We start from the raw sequence: 16,136 nt of genomic DNA on the forward strand, positions 1-16,136 counted from the left end.
GTCCGGATAGCCATAAAAAAAGCCAGCATTGTAACAATGCTGGCTTTACGTTCGTTTCATTCAATCAGGTAATTCGCTTACTCTTCGTTATCTAAGTTGATAACCGTGCCCTGGCTCTCGAGCCAGGTTGCAATCATAAGCTGAATCGCCTGGGTTGTGCCTTCCTCATCATCTTCGCCCTGTTGCAGCAGCGAACCGTGCGAGGCGCCTTCAACCTTGATAAAACCTGATTGAGGCTCTTCGCCCATCACTGTTTCAGTGACTTCGTCTAAGCCCAATACGACTGCCAGTGGCTCTGTACCAGAAAGCGGTACTGAAGCCTGGTTAGGGATAACTGCATCGTCATTTGCCTGGATTAACAAGCGTGGCGTTTCAGTCTCAACCAGATGACCGGCGAAATTCAACGGGTCAGCTGAATCGATAACCGTTTGTGCAGCGAAGGTGAATTGCTGAATTAATGCTTCCAGTTCAGCACCTTGCAGACCACCAGCCTGAGCAGCAAGTTGCTCACGGATCAGCGGGCCAAAGCTTTCGCTGTCAATCAGGAACGGTGCAATACCGCCACCCGCCATCGCAAAGACAGCCTGGTCAATACCGAAGTAGTCACCCAAGGCAAAGCCTTCTGGCATTTGTGGGAACGGTGTGTTCGCAATAGCGGTCATGTTAACGCCTGCAATACCACCCAGTGAATGACCAACAAACTTAACGGTGTTTCGGTCAATTTGTGCTCCACCAAACGTCGAATCAGGACGCGACAACGCAAAGCGCAAAGACAGCAAGTCAGCTGTACTCTGACGCACGTTATCACGCGCCGTCAGCAAGCTGCCGAGGTTCAGATACGCCGTCGGGTCGCCCTGAGCCGGATCGCCGTCTGCATCAGTGTACTCAGCGGACGCGTTGATTGCGCCAAAACCACGCTCACCATGCAGCGGGTGATCAATAGCAATTGCAGCATGACCTGATACCGACAGTGCACCGGCGATAGCCAGGAATTGCTCTTTGTTACCAGTAATACCGTGCTGGAAGATAACTACCGGCCACCCGTCAGCTGGTTCGCTGATAGCAGGCAAGCCTAAAGTCGCACGTACACCATTAACCTGGGCTTCAACCGGCACCGACATCCACAGAGGCACTTCAACCGACGCGCGAACCAATGGTAGCGGGTTGTATTTGGTCAGGTGGCGACCATCGTCCAGTACCGCACAAGCGTCAGTTGCTGGCAAATCAGCATAAGCCAGCTCACCTAAGAACACAGAAGGATCCTCTGTTGCGCCAAACTCACCCACCGTCGCTTGCGGCATACCGCAACCAATCAGGTTTTCAGCACTGATACGCCCTTCAGACAGCGCCAGTCCAACCGTCGCAGGGCTGACAAACTCAGCTTCCCAACGCTCGCTTAGTGGTGCAGTTTGATTTTCAGCAGTGGGTAAGCCACTGAAGTATGGCAGTTCGAAGTTACCGGCATGTAATTCAGCCGTGTTCGATACGGCATACTCAAAAAAGAAAGGTTCGCCAGGTGCAGGCTGAGTCGCAGGGAAACCCTCAACATTTTGTGACAGGGCCTGAGCAACGGTTACCCCGGCGAAGTTGGTCTGAATCGCTGAGGTCAATGTTGGCTGACCAGCACCCAGTGCGGCTAAATCGCTCGCCAGGTATGACTGCACAACCTGCAGGACCGTATCGATAGACTGCGTAGTGTACAGGGACGTGTAAATTACATTTTCCGGATTCACTCCAGCGCCATCAAGAACAGCATGGTTCTGGCGAACGATGGCCTGAACCTGGGCGCCTTGCCCTTCAAGTTCGATGTCGTCCTGACTGGCGGCGAAATACGTTTGCGATGGACGCACCGCACGACCACGGTCATCTTCAATGCCATCGGTCAACGCGATCATGTAGCTGGCTTCAGGCTCAAGCGGACGCAACGGAACCACACTTAACGCGCCACTGACTGAATTGAATGAGGTAACAAAATCAGTACCGAATTCGAGTTCAGACTGAACTGCACAAGCCACTACGGGTTGCAGTGCTGCACATTGCTCGTTTACCGCGTTGCCGCCTTCGATTACTTTAAATACACGGACAGCACCTGCCGCTTCTGCTGTCGACGCATCGACGGTTACAGAACGGCTGCCATACTGGCCAGTTGGGTAGTTGAAGCTAAAAACAGCTGGGAAAGTGGTTGACCATCCGTCTAACGCATCAAGCGCATTGGCCGGATCGTCGGGGCCTTCATTCGGAACGTCCAGAGTCCCGTCCTGGGTACCCAGATAAAGGAAGTTACTTGGAACCGAAATATCACCTGCAGCCGGATCAAAAGCAACGCGCACGTATGGAACGCCCGCCTGCTCCTGTGACACTGGTGCATCTTCACCATCTGCCAGACAGCCGGTGAGGCCGAGAACGGAGCCAACGGCCACGGAAAGCAATAATTTTTTCATGAGGTATCCCCAATCCTTGTTGTTCTAATGTTAAGCAGCCACCTGGCCGCCTAATATGGGCTTACTCTATTACTGAGTATTTACAGAATTTATACACCCCAACGGGCGAATATTAAAGGTTTTTCTAACAAATTCTTGGCAACTACTGAGTTAGAATTCATAAACAGGTACACTATCGCATATCTTTAACCATGAAGCAGTGATTATGCAAAATTATCAGACTTTCCAGCCCGCTCAGGGCGCTTTCAACGACAAAATCATTCTTGTAACCGGGGCTGGTGACGGTATCGGCCGCGAAGCGGCGCTCAGCTATGCCCGTCATGGTGCTACGGTTATTTTACTTGGTCGCACGGTGGCTAAACTCGAGGCTGTGTACGACGAGATCGAAGCCGCTGGCGGCGCCACACCGGCTATTATCCCGCTGGATATGAAAGGCGCTACCGAAGCCAATTACCGCGACATGGCTGCAACCATTATGGACCAGTTCGGGCGCCTTGACGGCCTGTTGCATAATGCAGGTATGTTAGGAGTGCTGTCCCCGTTCGCTCACATTGACCTGGCAACCTGGGAAGACATCATGAAAGTCAATGTCACGGCTCAGTTTATGATGACCAAGGCATTGTTGCCGGTGCTCCTGGAAGCGACTAACCCATCGGTTGTATTCACCTCATCAGGTGTCGGCCGGACCGGCCGGGCCCACTGGGGACCTTATGCGGTCTCCAAGTTCGCCACTGAAGGCATGGCTCAGGTGCTGGCTGACGAGTACGACAACAGCCATTTACGGGTCAACGTCATTAATCCTGGCGCCACCCGAACGGCAATGCGTTCAAAGGCCTACCCCGCCGAAGATAAAAGCAAGCTCAAAACAGCGGCTGACATTATGCCGGTTTATTTATATCTGATGAGCGATGACAGCATCGGCGTTAGCGGAGAGTCTCTTGATGCACAAACTCGCTAGTCTTATTCTCGCCGCCTGTTTACTGCTTCCAACCAAGCTCTATGCCTGGGGTTTCACTGGCCACGAGTATATCGGAGCCACTGCCTATGAGTATTTAACTCCACAGGCACGGCGCTGGGTCGACAGCCACCTGCAGCGACTTGATGAAACCTCACTGGCATCAGCGACCACCTGGGCGGATCGTGTTCGTGGCACCGACGAGGGTCGCTTTCTGGGCCCGCTTCATTTTGCCAACATTCCACCAGATGAACAGCAGATCGACATGCAACGCCACTGCCCTAACCGTCGATGTGTAGTAGGTGCGGCGATGAACGCACTGGATGTGATGTTCGACCCGCAGGCAGACCCTACCGCACAAGCCGATGAACTGCGTAAGTTCAGTCATTGGATTACCGATTTGCATCAGCCGTTGCATCTTGGTTTTGCCCGCGACCGAGGGGGCAATGACACCGACGTGACAGTGGATGGAGAGCGGACTAATTTGCACCGGGTCTGGGACTCGCTGATCATTGAACGCAAAGACCTCCCTGCTCCAGCCGAACTGGCTGCACAGAACCCGTTACCGGAGTCTGCTGAGGACTGGTATGAGGCGTTACAAGCGTGGGCGGCGGAAGCCAACCATCTGGCCCGGGAATACGCCTACGCTGATTTGGAGGCCGGTGATGAACTGGATTCAGCCTATATCACTCAAGCCAAACTGGTGGTTAAACAACAACTTACCCATTCAGCTCAGCGTATGGCAATGATTATAAACGCGGCAGCCGCAGCAAATCAGTAATTAACAGCCCGTCGTGCCATCGCACTCAATCAGCACGACTGGCGCGAGGGGTTAATTCAATTTTCAGATAGTCTGATTGGTACTCGATCACGTCATTCACGCCTACATGTTCCTGGTGGACAGTTTCCATGCCATTCAGGTCATATAACGCGAACTCTGCCTGCTCGCCACCCGCGGTAACAGCAAACTGATAACGCAGCTCCTGCTGTTGCTCAGACAAGCGAATGCCAACGCGCGCGCCCTGATTATGCAACACACCGATGAGCTCTGCCTGCCGCCAGCGATCCGTGCCCGGGGCGCGGTACTCCACCTGCGCATCATAATATTGCATCCGCGCATAGTGGTGAGTGCCCGCAAGATCACTGCGCAGTAACGGCGTATTCGTTGCAAGAAATGCCTGTTCAGTGACGGTCAGTGCGTTTTCACTGAGGCGTAACTGACTTGACAGACTCACCTTCTGGCCATCACTGCGGCGGTAAAAATAACAACGACGGTGATTACGCTCTCCTTCAAACTCTCCATTTCGCCAGTGCCAGTTTACCTCACAACCATACGAGGCTTGCCAGTTCGACGGATCGGCTAATTCAGCTGCGCCCAGTTCCGGTTCAACGTTGAATACAGCCTGCCGCCAGCCACCGCGAACACGCTCGAGCAGATAAACCTGGCGACGTATCACCTGATCCGGCTCAAACAGGTAAGCCTGCTCACTCAAAAATGCATGACCTTCGTCCGCATAATCCAGCGGCTCAATACGTTTAATCACCGGGGTCAGCGATTGCTCTGGCTGGTGGATAGTCTGCTGATAATTAGTAAAATCACCGGCAAACCACGCGAGGAGCTTCTGGGTGCTGCCTTCCGTAGCAGACGCAGAAAATGCCAACCCACTGAGGATGGTAAATAGTATGATGGCACTCGCTGTTGCTGCTGCTCTTCGAAACATAGTCACCCTTGTCAGCACAGCAAAGCTGCGCGCATTTAGTTGCTTTAGAATATGGTCGTGCGACACTATAGCATAAGCTTGAGTTCCTTTTGGTGCTTGTAACTTTCCTTAATCAACGAGGTATTCATGACGCTACGCCGGATTTCTGTTGCACTCGGCCTGTCTTTCCTAGCTACCAATGCCGCCGCTGATACCGCGGTAAAACAACTGAATTTACCGCAAGCTGGTGAAGAAACGAGATGGCAAGCTGTTGCCAGTAATACTGCACAAACCCTGTGGCTAGGCAGTACCACCGGGCACGTGGCATATTCTGAGGATGGCGGTGATAGCTGGACGCTTTCGCAACCAGTGGGTCGCAACGGAACCCTTCCCATTACTCAAATCAAAGCCAAGGGAGACCGTGAAGCCTATGTACTGACCTCAGGACGAGGTTCAGACTCAAGGCTTTACCATAGCCGCAACAGCGGCTACAGCTGGAACCAGTTACACCGTGCTGATGGCGACCGGACACTGCGATGTTTTGATCACGACTCTGATGGTGAGACCTGGATACTGGGCTCAGGCAGAAGCGAGGAATGGCATGCGGTGCGCAGTACCAACGGGCGTACCTGGCTTAGTGCCCGGAGCGGCTTTAACCAGCCAGCTCAGGCAAACGAAAGTGGTTTTAATGAGTCAGGCAGTTGCGTTCGCTACGCCAACAATACCTGGGCCATGGGCAGCGCTTACGCCAACCAGGCCCGGTTGATGTACAAATCGAATACTGGGTTACGTTTTCGGGTCGTGGCTACACCGATTTCAGGTGCCGAGGGCGCCGCGGTGACCTCAGTATGGCCGCTTGGTAACGACGATATTTTGTTTACCGGGGGACTCACCGGAGCAGACACTGAGACGGACAATGATGCCAGCCGGGTATTCCGCTATCACAACAATGAATTCAGCAATCTGCCAGTGCCACCGCTTTCCGGGGTCCTTACCAGTTTAACGACGTATCAGGATTATATCTTAGTGGGCAATGCCACGGGCGTCGCCTGGTCAGCGGACTGGGGACAGAACTGGGAAGTGATTGACACCCCTGCCCGGCAGCTAAGCTGCACCTTTGAGCAAGGGTGTTATGCCATAGGTCAAAACGGTTTAGTCCACTTTGACCCGGCACGTTAATTAATCTGGTTTTTTTGCCACTCTTTGATTTTTTCACGGCGCTCATGCTTAGCCATGTGCGCCTTTTTTTCGTCACACGGATTATCACAGTCACAGGCTTTTTCGATCCCCATGGCGCCGAGGCCACCACAACTACCTGAGATAGACTTACGTTGCACCATGTAACCTATAGCCATTGCTGCAAAACCAATAACCATCATGATGAACACCAACAAAAACGTCTGCATTACTACTCCGCGCGTTAAAGAATCTGTGCGTATTATACGCAATAATTTACCCGGCATCACCCTTTAACGTCGCCAGCCTTCTATTACCAGCGCGCAAATAAAAAGGCCGCCCTTACTGGGGCGGCCTTTTATTATCATATCAACAAGCTGGTGAATTAACCACCAAAGTCATCCAACATGATATTTTCATCTTCAACACCAAGATCTTTCAGCATGTTGATCACAGCCGCGTTCATAACCGGCGGTCCACACATGTAGAATTCACAGTCTTCTGGTGCAGGGTGGTCTTTCAGGTAGTTTTCCATCAACACATTGTGAATGAAACCTGTGAAACCTTCCCAGTTGTCTTCTTCGGTTGGATCAGAGAGCGCTACGTGCCACTCGAAGTTTTCATTCTCGTCGGCCAGCATATCGAAATCTTCAACGTAGAACATTTCTCGCTTAGAACGCGCACCGTACCAGAACGAAATCTTACGCTTAGAGTTCAGGCGACGTAACTGGTCAAAAATATGTGACCGCATCGGCGCCATACCAGCACCACCACCAACGAAGATCATTTCAGCTTCAGTTTCTTTGGCAAAGAACTCACCAAATGGCCCTGAAATAGTCGCTTTATCACCCGCTTTAAGGCTGAAAATGTACGACGACATTTTACCTGGTGGCAACGTCATGTCATTTGGCGGTGGCGTAGCGATACGCACGTTGAGCATGATAATGCCTTCTTCGTCCGGGTAGTTCGCCATCGAGTAGGCACGAATAACTTCTTCGTCTACTTTTGACTCAAGGTCAAAGAATTTAAAGCGTTCCCAGTCACCACGGTACTCTTCATCAACGTCGAAGTCTTTGAATTTAACGTGATGCGCAGGCGCTTCGATCTGAATATAACCACCAGCACGGAACGGAACAGACTCACTATCCGGAATTTCCAGCACCAGCTCTTTGATGAAGGTCGCTACGTTGTCATTTGAACGAACAGTACAATCCCATTTCTTGATCCCGAAAACTTCTTCAGGCAATTCAATTTTCATGTTCTGTTTAACATTCACCTGACACGACAGGCGCGCACCGTCACGCGCTTCACCACGAGAAATATGGTCACGCTCAGTTGGCAGAATTTCACCGCCGCCTTCTTTAATTTTAACGATACACTGGCCACAAGACCCACCGCCACCACAGGCTGAGGATACGAAGATACCAGCGTTAGCCAGGGCGCCTAATAGCTTAGAGCCGGGCTGCGTCGTGATTTTCTTATCTGGATCATCATTGATGATGATTTCTACGTCACCAGAAGGTACCAGTTTTGATTTTGCGAACAAAATCACTACAACCAAAACTAATACGATAATGGTGAACAGGCCTACGCCAAGATATATTTCTTGCATCGACTTGTTCCTTTTATTCCTGATTCATTACAACAAGGGCCTACAAAGACACGCCAGAGAACGACATGAAGCCCAAACCAATTAAGCCGGTGCTGATAAAGGTAATACCCAGACCACGTAACCCGTCAGGAATATCAGCATACTTCAACTTCTCACGCACAGCGGCCAGCAAGACAATTGCCAGTGCCCAGCCCACACCACTACCGATACCGTAGACCACGGACTCGGTAAAGTTGTAATCACGCTCCACCATGAACAGCACACCACCAAAGATAGCGCAGTTAACGGTAATCAATGGCAGGAAGATACCCAAAGCGTTATACAGCGCGGGCAGAAACTTATCCAAAGCCATTTCCAGGATCTGTACCAGCGCTGCAATAACGCCGATAAAGGTCAGGAAGCGCAGGAAGCTTAAGTCCGCGTCCGGGAAGCCAGCCCAGCCAAGTGCGCCAGGAGAAAGAACAAAGGTATTAACCAGGTTATTAATTGGCACGGCAAGACCCAGTACCACAATAACTGCTACCCCAAGGCCCATAGCCGTAGTTACCTTCTTCGATACTGCAAGGAAAGTACACATGCCAAGGAAGAATGAAAGCGCTAAGTTTTCGATGAAAACGGCGCGAACAAACATTGTTAAATAATGTTCCATTGTTTACTCCTTCGCCTCAACTTGCTCGGTGCGGAAGGTACGCAGTACCCAAATGAAACCACCGATAATAAAGAACGCACTTGGTGGCAATACCAGCAGACCCACTGGAGTATACCAGCCGCCTTCGGTTGCCAATGGCAGAATTTGTAAACCAAATAAGCTACCTGAACCAAACAATTCGCGGAAAAACGCAACTGTTAGCAGTACGACGGAATAACCTAAGCCATTCCCGATACCGTCCAGTAACGCCATGCCTGGTGGCTCTTTCATCGCGAATGCTTCGGCACGTCCCATAACGATACAGTTGGTGATAATCAAACCAACGAAGACCGATAGTTCTTGTGCGATGTCATACGCATAAGCTTGCAGCACCTGGTCCACCACAATAACCAAACTCGCGATAATGGTCATTTGCACGATAATCCGCACACTTGATGGAATGTGGTTACGAATCAATGAAATTGAAAAGTTTGAAAGTGCCGTTACAAAGGTCAAAGCAAGACACATGACCAATGTATTATCCAGGCTACCCGTTACGGCGAGCGCAGAACAGACACCCAGAATTTGCAATGCAATTGGGTTGTTGGCAAAGATAGGGCCAAACAACACCTGCTTCATTTCTTTTGCACTAGCCATTACAACACCTCTCCTTCACGCAGTTTTTGCAGGAACGGGCCATATGCCGTGTCACTCAGCCAGAACTGGAACGTGTTGTCCACGCCGTTACTGGTGATAGTAGCACCCGACAATGCATCCACTTCGTTATCCTGTGGGTTTGCGCCTTTGGTTACACGAATTTCCACGTTCCCCTGGCTATCCACCGCTTGCTTGCCTTCAAAGTTGCTAACCCAGCGTGGATTCTGAATTTCGCCACCAAGACCTGGAGTCTCAGAGTGGTCGTAGAAATTCAGCCCGGCGATGGTTTGACCGTCGCTCTCCAGTGCCAGTAGCGCATACATCATGCCCCACAAGCCTGCACCCCGAATTGGTAAAATATAAGATTCGACTGACTCGCCGTCTTCACCCAGTGCGACATAGAACATCGTGTGCTGCTCAAGATCCCGGACACCAGCAACATCTTCGTCAGCACTTAAGCGACGGGCAACGTCACCCTGGCTTTCAGTGTCAGCGGCTGCAGCGAGTTCTTCTTCACTTGCTGAGGTAAGCTCGTAAGTTTCCATATTCAGGCGATACTCACGAATACGCTCAGCATAGATGCCAGCGGCTTCCCCACTAGGGAAATCGATTCGAGCTGCTTGCAACACGTTGCGCTGCATTGCTAACGCGGCATTAGCTTCCTGACGGTCTTTAAGGCCAACGGCCGCGCCAGATACGATGATGGAACACACCAGACACAGTGCGATCACAACGATAAATGTTTTACTGGTGCTCTCATTCTTTTTAGACATGGCGTAACTTCCTCCGCTTCATATTTGCCTGCACCACGAAATGGTCGAAAAGTGGTGCAAATACGTTGGCAAACAGAATGGCTAGCATGATGCCTTCAGGGAAGGCTGGGTTGATAACGCGAATCATCACCGTCATGAAACCAATCAAAATACCGTAGGCCCATTTACCTCTGTTGGTAAAGGATGCTGATACCGGGTCGGTCGCCATGAACATCATACCGAAGGCAAAGCCACCGACAACCAGATGCCAGTACCAAGGCATTGCGAACATTGGGTTGGTGTCACTACCTACCAGGTTCAGCACGCCTGAGAACAACGCCATACCCGCAAGTACACCAGCAACAATGCGCCATGAAGCGATGCGGAAGTAAATTAGAGCGAGGCCACCAATGAGAATCATCAGGGTTGAAACTTCACCGATTGAACCAGGGATTTTACCCAGGAAGGCGTTCATCCACTGAGCCATATCTGAATAGTCCAGCTCGCCCTGGAAAGCCTGAGTCAGTTTAGTCGCACCGGCATAACCGTCTACTGCGGTCCACACCTGGTCACCAGTAATAGCTGCCGGGAATGAGAAGTAGAGGAATGCACGACCAGTAAGGGCCGGGTTAAGAAAGTTACGACCTGTGCCGCCAAATATTTCCTTACCAACCACGATACCGAAGGTGATACCCAGTGCTACCTGCCACAATGGAATAGTTGCTGGCAGAATCAATGCGAACAGAACGGAGGAAACGAAGAACCCTTCGTTTACTTCATGCTTGCGAATTGATGCAAACAGCACTTCCCAGAAGCCACCGACGAAAAAGGTCACCGCGTAGATAGGCAGGAAGAAACAGGCTCCGTACCACATCATAGTGGCCCAACCCGCATCACCGCCAAGTTCACCACCTAACGCCTGGAATAAGCCCACTTGCCAGATATCAGCAAGTTGATAGCCGTCCATAACAGCCAGGTTTGCCTGAAAACCAACGTTCCACATACCCCAGAACATCGCTGGAAAGGTCATCATCCATACAAAGATCATGATCCGTTTCAGGTCAATGCTGTCACGTACGTGCGTGGTCGCTTTAGTAGTTATACCAGGGGTATAAAGAATGGTCGCAACTGCTTCATACAGTGCATACCACTTTTCGTGCTTTCCACCCGGTTCAAAGTTCGGTTCAATACGTTCTAAGTAATTCTTGATGCTCATGATTAGCCTTCTTTCTCAATGGTCGTGAGAACCTTACGAAGAGCTGTGCCATATTCATACTTGCCTGGGCAAACATAAGTACACAGAGCCAAATCTTCTTCGTCCAACTCCAGACAGCCTAACTCCTGAGCGGTCTCGATGTCGCCAGACACAATTGCACGCAGCAACAGTGTAGGAATCACATCCAGCGGCATAACGCGCTCGTAGTTACCAATTGGCACCATTGCACGCTCAGAACCATTGGTTGACGCATTCATATCGAACTTCTTCTTAGGAATGATATGGCCTAAGTAAGCACGGGTAATCGAATGCATCTCTTTGCCAGGCCAGATCCAGCCAAACAGCTGTTTCTCGTCGCCTTCACCCAATAGTGATACCTGGTTATGGAAGCGGCCTAAAAAGGCATGTGAGCCATCGGCTTTGTGACCATTAAGCACAGAGCCCGATACCACACGTTGGTTGCCCTCTTTAACTTCACCAGCAAGCAAATCATCCAGGCTTGCACCCAAACGAGTGCGCAGTAAACGCGGTTTAGTTGCTGCAGGACCTGCTACGGACACCACTCGATTGGTGAACAGTTCACCCGTGGTAAATAACTTACCGAAAGCAATAACGTCCTGATAACCAAGGTGCCAAACGCTGTATTTGAAATCAGCGCCTTCAATGAAGTGAATATGGGTACCGACGTTACCTGCAGGGTGAGGTCCTTTGAAGGTCTCGTGATTTACCGGTGCATCACCGAAATCGATGTTGGCGTCAGGCGCAGTGGCAACATGCAGTTTACCTTCCGTTAAACGGCTAACGACTTTCAGACCATCGATAAATGCCTGCTTTTCTTCGTTGATAATCAAAGCAGGATCAGCGGCCAGTGGATTGGTATCCATCGCATTCACAAAAATAGCTTTTGCTTCAGCATCCAGGGCTGGTGAACGTGAGTACGGGCGGGTGCGCAGCGCAACCCACATGCCTGACTCAACCAGGTTTTCCTGAACTTTTTCGCGGCTTAAGTTAAGTAGCTCTTTCGAGTCATACTTGGCAAAGGTTTCCTGCTCATCGCCATCGATGTCGATAACAACGGATTGCAGAACACGCTTGGCACCACGATTGATGGCTTTAACTACACCAGCTGCAGGAGCCGTGAACTTAACACCCGGATTCTTTTTATCTTCAAAAAGAACCTGACCTTTTTTGACCCGGTCTTCGACCTGGACTTGCATGGTCGGGCGCATTCCCACGTACTCTTCACCTAGCGTAGCGACTGATTTGACGGTTTTACCGTCTTCAATAGTTTGTTGTGGAGCGCCCGAGATAGGAACGTCCAAACCTTTCTTTATCGTAATCATACGCGTTAGCACTACTCAATTTAGGGAAGATTGAAACTTTATTTCGGCCTGACGACCAAATTCCTTATAAAAACATGCTCGCGCCCATACCTGACACAGTCGAGTGCCAGCATGAGCGCGTATAAATTCTTCTTACACCTAAGGCCGCGATTTTAGCATTTTTTTACATTACCTTTCTACGCTATTTAGAAAGCCAATATATTCCAAGCTAAAACCCCGGCGCCATAGTTTACCAGTTTACGAGCGGATCTACATCCTGTTCGTAGTCAACATTGTCAAATCCGAAGCCAAAAAGGTGCAGAAAATCCTGATGATACCCTTCGTAATCAGCTAACTGATGGAAGTTGTCCTGATTTACCTGATGCCACAGGGTTTCGATTTTGGCCTGGGTCTGGTCATTGGTCTCATGGCCATCCATACGCAGTCGATGCGCATCATCCAGGCTCGGGTTGGCTGCGTACAGCCCCTCTGAAAGCAGTCGATAGGTCTGTTCAATGCAGCCTTCATGGGTGCCCTCTTCTTTCATCACACCGTACATCAGCGAAATATACAACGGCATCACCGGGATAGCAGAACTCGCCTGCGTCACTAACGCTTTTAGCGACGACACGTAAGCTTCCAGTTGCACATCGGTGTACTGGGTGCGTAACGCATCTGCAGCCCGATCCAGATCTTCTTTCGCTTTACCGATAGTCGCATGCCCGTAAATAGGCCAGGTCAGCTTTTTGCCAATGTAAGTGTAAGCAGTGGTTTTGGCACCTTGAGCCAGTACGCCTGCATCGTGCAATGCTTTAATCCAGCGTTCCCAGTCTTCACCGCCCATCACCTTGACGGTATTATTGATCTCGTCATCCGTTGCAGGCTCGAGGCTGATTTCATGCACTTTGTCTTTATCAGTGTCATAGGTCTTCGTGGTATAGGCTTGACCTACTGGCTTGAGTGTTGAACTGAATACTTCGCCGCTTTCCGGGTCTTTGCGCTTTGGTGATGCGAGACTATAAATCACCAGGTCTACCTCACCCAGATCCGCTTTAATCGCTTCGATCACCTCAGTTTTAAGCTCGTCTGAAAATGCGTCCCCATTGATAGTTTTTGCATATAAGCCAGCTTCACCGGCCTGCTGATGAAAAGCCGCTGTGTTGTACCAGCCTGCAGTCCCTGTTTTTCGTTCTGATGGTTCTTTCTCAAAACAAACACCCAGGGTTTTCGCACCACCGCCGAACGCGGACACAATGCGGGTCGCCAGGCCATATCCGGTCGAGCTTCCGATAACCAGGACGCGTTTTGGCGCGTCGTTAACGGGTGGCTGTCGTTTCACATACTCAATTTGACGTTTTACGTTCTCAGCACAGCCAACTGGATGTGCGTTAGTGCAAATGAATCCGCGAATTTTAGGTTTTATGACCATGGTCTTTCCTTGCAAAAGTAAATTAAACAGTATGTTTTAACTCAACAAATGTCAGCTAGTGTACTCGAAACCGGCGTTCCAACACATCTGAGTTGCTAATCGGTTTTACTGCCGCCCCTGCAGGCTGGTGACAATGGCGCATTGCCCTTTTCTACCCATTCGTCAGGGGTGTAGGTATGCAGCGCAAGCGCGTGAATATGTTCAGCCAGCTCATCTGCCAGCACCTCATTCACCGAGCGGTGGCGATTGAGTAAGCGCTCACCTTTAAAGCCAGAGCTGACTATGATCACTTTAAAGTGAGACTCAGTCGCCGGGCCTGAATGCATATGGCTTTCGTTCAATACCTCAAGATACTCGGGGGTAAACACCCTCTCCAGTTTTTGCTCTATAACCTGCTGCATACTCATCTCACTTACCTCTTTCTACTTCAGGCCGTTTGCGCTGATTGCACGACTATTAACCTGCCTGAAAGTAAGATTAATTCGGCCCTCCAGACAACGTTTACGCGTTGGAAGGCCATGTTGCCAATGCCTTTGTAATTGCCCACCCATGATTAACAGGCTACCGTTTTCGAGCTCAATATCAATGCGTTGCCGGCTGCTTTTATGGCGCAACTGAAAGCACCGTGTCGCCCCTAAAGAAACCGAAGCTATGGTTGGTGCAGGGCCCAGCTCAGGTTCGTTATCACTGTGCCAGCCCATCCGATCTTCACCATTGCGATACCAGTTGGCCAGCACAGAGTTGCTCGTTACTCCGCTCTCGCTAAGCCTGGTGCGCAACACCGCCAGTTCATGCGTCCAGGGATTCGGGGCCAAAGCTCGTCCCGAATACTGGTAGTTGGCTTCGGAGTCACCATACCACGCCTGCAAGCGGGGAATTAAATGCCACTTACCAAATACCTGAATGCGATCTTGTTGCCACTCAAGTGTTTGCGACAGTTTGCTATAGTACCTATTGGATTCATCTCTGGTCAGCCAACCGGGAATATAAAAAAGATCGCCGTCGGGAATATCGACCCGATAAGGTTGCAGTTCGATTGTAGTGTAAAGTCGTCTCGATGCTACGGCGAAATGTGACATAGTGATCTCACCAGGTGACTACAACAAGGAACAGCGTTTATGCCAAACAGCATTCTGCTCACTCTAATGCATGGGATGGGTATTCTAACACTTTTAACGGCCGCTTCTGCAAATGCTGCAAGCGTCGATCTTGAATGGCAACGCCTTGGTTCCGGCAATGATGATAACTTTGCTGTGTCGGATAGCTGGAGTTTGACAGGTGAACATCAGGCTTTCTTGTTTTCGGCAGAGCAACGCCTGTATCACTTTAGTCAGGAATCAAGCAGTTACACCCATATTAATCCCGGTGTCCAGTACCTTGCTTCACTCAATGATGAGTGGTCAGTATGGCCTAGCCTCCGGGTTCGGATAGGTTTTCGTGACTCAATTAATTCGCAGGCTATTACTTATAATCCTCAGCTCGCGCTTATCCGACAAGGGAAAGGCAATATCGCCTGGGTCGGCGGTGTCGGGATGCTCCTGCATGACAATGAGAATGTTCTTTACCCCGTTATCGGCCTGGTATTTACCGAAGAGGATGCAAGCCGATGGTCGGGCAACCTGACCATCCCTCAGGCAAAAATAAGCTATCGACTGAATGACACCTGGTATCTGGATGCCGGGCTGAAGTGGCAAACTCGCTTCTACTCCCAGCATGACGGCAACGTACCAGTAATCAAGCATCAGGATATCTTACCCTCGTTTGGGGTTCGCTATGAGCTTGCTGAGGAGGTTAGCTTCAGTGCACGGGTTACTTACAGTCTTGAGCGTGAGGTTCGTCTTTATAATCAGTCCCAGCAGCGTATCGCTAAACTTGAGCCTGACAATGAGGCTGGTTTGATAGTTGGAGTGCATTGGGTTTTTTAGGGCTGGGGGGTGGTTGGTGTGGGATGGCTGTCGATGGTAGATGGGTAGATCAGGCGCGGGGCTTGAATCTTGAATGGGTCCACAGTGGGTGGAGAGATGAACCATCTCATTCCCATTCAAGATTCAAGCCCCGCGCCTGCTGTAGTGCGCCCATAAGCAAAAAGGCCACCCAGATGGGTGGCCTTTTTGACTTATATGGATGCCTGGCGGTGTCCTACTCTCACATGGGGAGGCCCCACACTACCATCGGCGCTGACATGTTTCACTACTGAGTTCGGAATGGATTCAGGTGGTTCCACGTCGCTATGGCCGCCAGACAAATT

The 16,136-nt window shown here is 50.6% G+C and carries 16 protein-coding genes and 1 rRNA gene; 4 read left to right on the forward strand and 13 right to left on the reverse strand.

Annotated features, from left to right (window positions below; all coding sequences use genetic code 11):
- Positions 1-77 precede the first annotated feature (77 nt).
- Entirely contained in the window at positions 78-2,441 is a 2,364-nt protein-coding gene (locus CWE12_RS04525) for a VolA/Pla-1 family phospholipase (protein WP_126788449.1), read from the reverse strand.
- A gap of 205 nt (positions 2,442-2,646) precedes the next feature.
- On the opposite strand from CWE12_RS04525, the gene CWE12_RS04530 reads away from it, so the two are divergent.
- On the forward strand, positions 2,647-3,399 hold the full coding sequence (locus CWE12_RS04530) for a YciK family oxidoreductase (protein ID WP_126788450.1): 753 nt from the start codon (positions 2,647-2,649) through the stop codon (positions 3,397-3,399).
- A complete protein-coding gene (locus CWE12_RS04535; protein ID WP_157981923.1) occupies positions 3,383-4,177 on the forward strand; it encodes a S1/P1 nuclease in 795 nt (264 codons plus the stop codon). The genes CWE12_RS04530 and CWE12_RS04535 overlap by 17 nt, the downstream gene beginning before the upstream one ends.
- Before the next feature lie 25 nt (positions 4,178-4,202).
- On the opposite strand, the gene CWE12_RS04540 is transcribed toward CWE12_RS04535, so the two are convergent.
- Entirely contained in the window at positions 4,203-5,117 is a 915-nt protein-coding gene (locus tag CWE12_RS04540) for a CpcT/CpeT family chromophore lyase (protein ID WP_126788452.1), read from the reverse strand.
- 126 nt (positions 5,118-5,243) lie between these two features.
- On the opposite strand from CWE12_RS04540, the gene CWE12_RS04545 reads away from it, so the two are divergent.
- A complete protein-coding gene (locus CWE12_RS04545; protein WP_126788453.1) occupies positions 5,244-6,275 on the forward strand; it encodes a WD40/YVTN/BNR-like repeat-containing protein in 1,032 nt (343 codons plus the stop codon).
- Here CWE12_RS04545 and nqrM read toward each other — a convergent pair.
- From nqrM to CWE12_RS04595, 10 genes are all read right to left on the reverse strand, one after another.
- A complete protein-coding gene (gene nqrM / locus CWE12_RS04550) occupies positions 6,272-6,502 on the reverse strand; it encodes a (Na+)-NQR maturation NqrM (protein ID WP_126788454.1) in 231 nt (76 codons plus the stop codon). The two genes, CWE12_RS04545 and nqrM, sit on opposite strands and share 4 nt — an antisense overlap.
- Before the next feature lie 155 nt (positions 6,503-6,657).
- Positions 6,658-7,884 (reverse strand): NADH:ubiquinone reductase (Na(+)-transporting) subunit F, encoded by a 1,227-nt coding sequence (nqrF, locus tag CWE12_RS04555; protein ID WP_126788455.1) that lies wholly within the window; start codon positions 7,882-7,884, stop codon positions 6,658-6,660.
- 40 nt (positions 7,885-7,924) lie between these two features.
- Positions 7,925-8,533: an NADH:ubiquinone reductase (Na(+)-transporting) subunit E gene (gene nqrE, locus CWE12_RS04560; RefSeq protein WP_126788456.1), complete on the reverse strand. Its 609-nt coding sequence runs from the start codon at positions 8,531-8,533 to the stop codon at positions 7,925-7,927.
- Between the two features lie 3 nt (positions 8,534-8,536).
- Positions 8,537-9,169, reverse strand: a complete 633-nt coding sequence (locus CWE12_RS04565; RefSeq protein WP_126788457.1) for an NADH:ubiquinone reductase (Na(+)-transporting) subunit D — start codon at positions 9,167-9,169, stop codon at positions 8,537-8,539.
- Positions 9,169-9,942 carry a Na(+)-translocating NADH-quinone reductase subunit C gene (locus tag CWE12_RS04570; protein ID WP_126788458.1) on the reverse strand — a complete coding sequence of 258 codons (774 nt, stop codon included), beginning with the start codon at positions 9,940-9,942 and terminating at the stop codon, positions 9,169-9,171. The genes CWE12_RS04565 and CWE12_RS04570 overlap by 1 nt, the downstream gene beginning before the upstream one ends.
- A complete protein-coding gene (locus CWE12_RS04575) occupies positions 9,935-11,137 on the reverse strand; it encodes an NADH:ubiquinone reductase (Na(+)-transporting) subunit B (protein WP_126788459.1) in 1,203 nt (400 codons plus the stop codon). Before CWE12_RS04575 ends, CWE12_RS04570 begins: the two co-directional genes overlap by 8 nt.
- A 2-nt stretch (positions 11,138-11,139) precedes the next feature.
- Positions 11,140-12,480, reverse strand: a complete 1,341-nt coding sequence (locus CWE12_RS04580) for a Na(+)-translocating NADH-quinone reductase subunit A (RefSeq protein WP_126788460.1) — start codon at positions 12,478-12,480, stop codon at positions 11,140-11,142.
- 229 nt (positions 12,481-12,709) lie between these two features.
- A complete protein-coding gene (fabV, locus tag CWE12_RS04585; protein WP_126788461.1) occupies positions 12,710-13,888 on the reverse strand; it encodes an enoyl-ACP reductase FabV in 1,179 nt (392 codons plus the stop codon).
- Between the two features lie 95 nt (positions 13,889-13,983).
- Complete coding sequence (locus CWE12_RS04590; RefSeq protein WP_126788462.1) at positions 13,984-14,295, reverse strand: BolA family protein; 312 nt, start codon at positions 14,293-14,295, stop codon at positions 13,984-13,986.
- Between the two features lie 15 nt (positions 14,296-14,310).
- A complete protein-coding gene (locus CWE12_RS04595; RefSeq protein ID WP_126788463.1) occupies positions 14,311-14,967 on the reverse strand; it encodes an alpha-ketoglutarate-dependent dioxygenase AlkB family protein in 657 nt (218 codons plus the stop codon).
- Positions 14,968-15,006: 39 nt separating this feature from the next.
- Between CWE12_RS04595 and CWE12_RS04600 the strand changes: the two genes are divergently transcribed.
- Positions 15,007-15,813 carry a DUF6268 family outer membrane beta-barrel protein gene (locus CWE12_RS04600; protein ID WP_126788464.1) on the forward strand — a complete coding sequence of 269 codons (807 nt, stop codon included), beginning with the start codon at positions 15,007-15,009 and terminating at the stop codon, positions 15,811-15,813.
- 201 nt (positions 15,814-16,014) lie between these two features.
- Here CWE12_RS04600 and rrf read toward each other — a convergent pair.
- Positions 16,015-16,130: ribosomal RNA gene (gene rrf / locus CWE12_RS04605) — 5S ribosomal RNA — on the reverse strand.
- Between the last annotated feature and the right edge of the window lie 6 nt (positions 16,131-16,136).

The sequence above is a fragment of the Aliidiomarina sedimenti genome (genome assembly GCF_003986955.1).
GTDB lineage: Bacteria > Pseudomonadota > Gammaproteobacteria > Enterobacterales > Alteromonadaceae > Aliidiomarina > Aliidiomarina sedimenti.

Coding starts and splice junctions, on each gene's coding strand:
- CWE12_RS04535 (WP_157981923.1), top strand. CDS start 3,383: ATGCACAAACTCGCTAGTCTTATTCTCGCCGCCTGTTTACTGCTTCCA.
- CWE12_RS04600 (WP_126788464.1), top strand. CDS start 15,007: ATGCCAAACAGCATTCTGCTCACTCTAATGCATGGGATGGGTATTCTA.
- CWE12_RS04525 (WP_126788449.1), bottom strand. CDS start 2,441: ATGAAAAAATTATTGCTTTCCGTGGCCGTTGGCTCCGTTCTCGGCCTC.
- fabV (WP_126788461.1), bottom strand. CDS start 13,888: ATGGTCATAAAACCTAAAATTCGCGGATTCATTTGCACTAACGCACAT.
- CWE12_RS04530 (WP_126788450.1), top strand. CDS start 2,647: ATGCAAAATTATCAGACTTTCCAGCCCGCTCAGGGCGCTTTCAACGAC.
- nqrM (WP_126788454.1), bottom strand. CDS start 6,502: ATGCAGACGTTTTTGTTGGTGTTCATCATGATGGTTATTGGTTTTGCA.
- CWE12_RS04565 (WP_126788457.1), bottom strand. CDS start 9,169: ATGGCTAGTGCAAAAGAAATGAAGCAGGTGTTGTTTGGCCCTATCTTT.
- CWE12_RS04595 (WP_126788463.1), bottom strand. CDS start 14,967: ATGTCACATTTCGCCGTAGCATCGAGACGACTTTACACTACAATCGAA.
- CWE12_RS04575 (WP_126788459.1), bottom strand. CDS start 11,137: ATGAGCATCAAGAATTACTTAGAACGTATTGAACCGAACTTTGAACCG.
- nqrE (WP_126788456.1), bottom strand. CDS start 8,533: ATGGAACATTATTTAACAATGTTTGTTCGCGCCGTTTTCATCGAAAAC.
- CWE12_RS04545 (WP_126788453.1), top strand. CDS start 5,244: ATGACGCTACGCCGGATTTCTGTTGCACTCGGCCTGTCTTTCCTAGCT.
- nqrF (WP_126788455.1), bottom strand. CDS start 7,884: ATGCAAGAAATATATCTTGGCGTAGGCCTGTTCACCATTATCGTATTA.
- CWE12_RS04580 (WP_126788460.1), bottom strand. CDS start 12,480: ATGATTACGATAAAGAAAGGTTTGGACGTTCCTATCTCGGGCGCTCCA.
- CWE12_RS04540 (WP_126788452.1), bottom strand. CDS start 5,117: ATGTTTCGAAGAGCAGCAGCAACAGCGAGTGCCATCATACTATTTACC.
- CWE12_RS04570 (WP_126788458.1), bottom strand. CDS start 9,942: ATGTCTAAAAAGAATGAGAGCACCAGTAAAACATTTATCGTTGTGATC.
- CWE12_RS04590 (WP_126788462.1), bottom strand. CDS start 14,295: ATGAGTATGCAGCAGGTTATAGAGCAAAAACTGGAGAGGGTGTTTACC.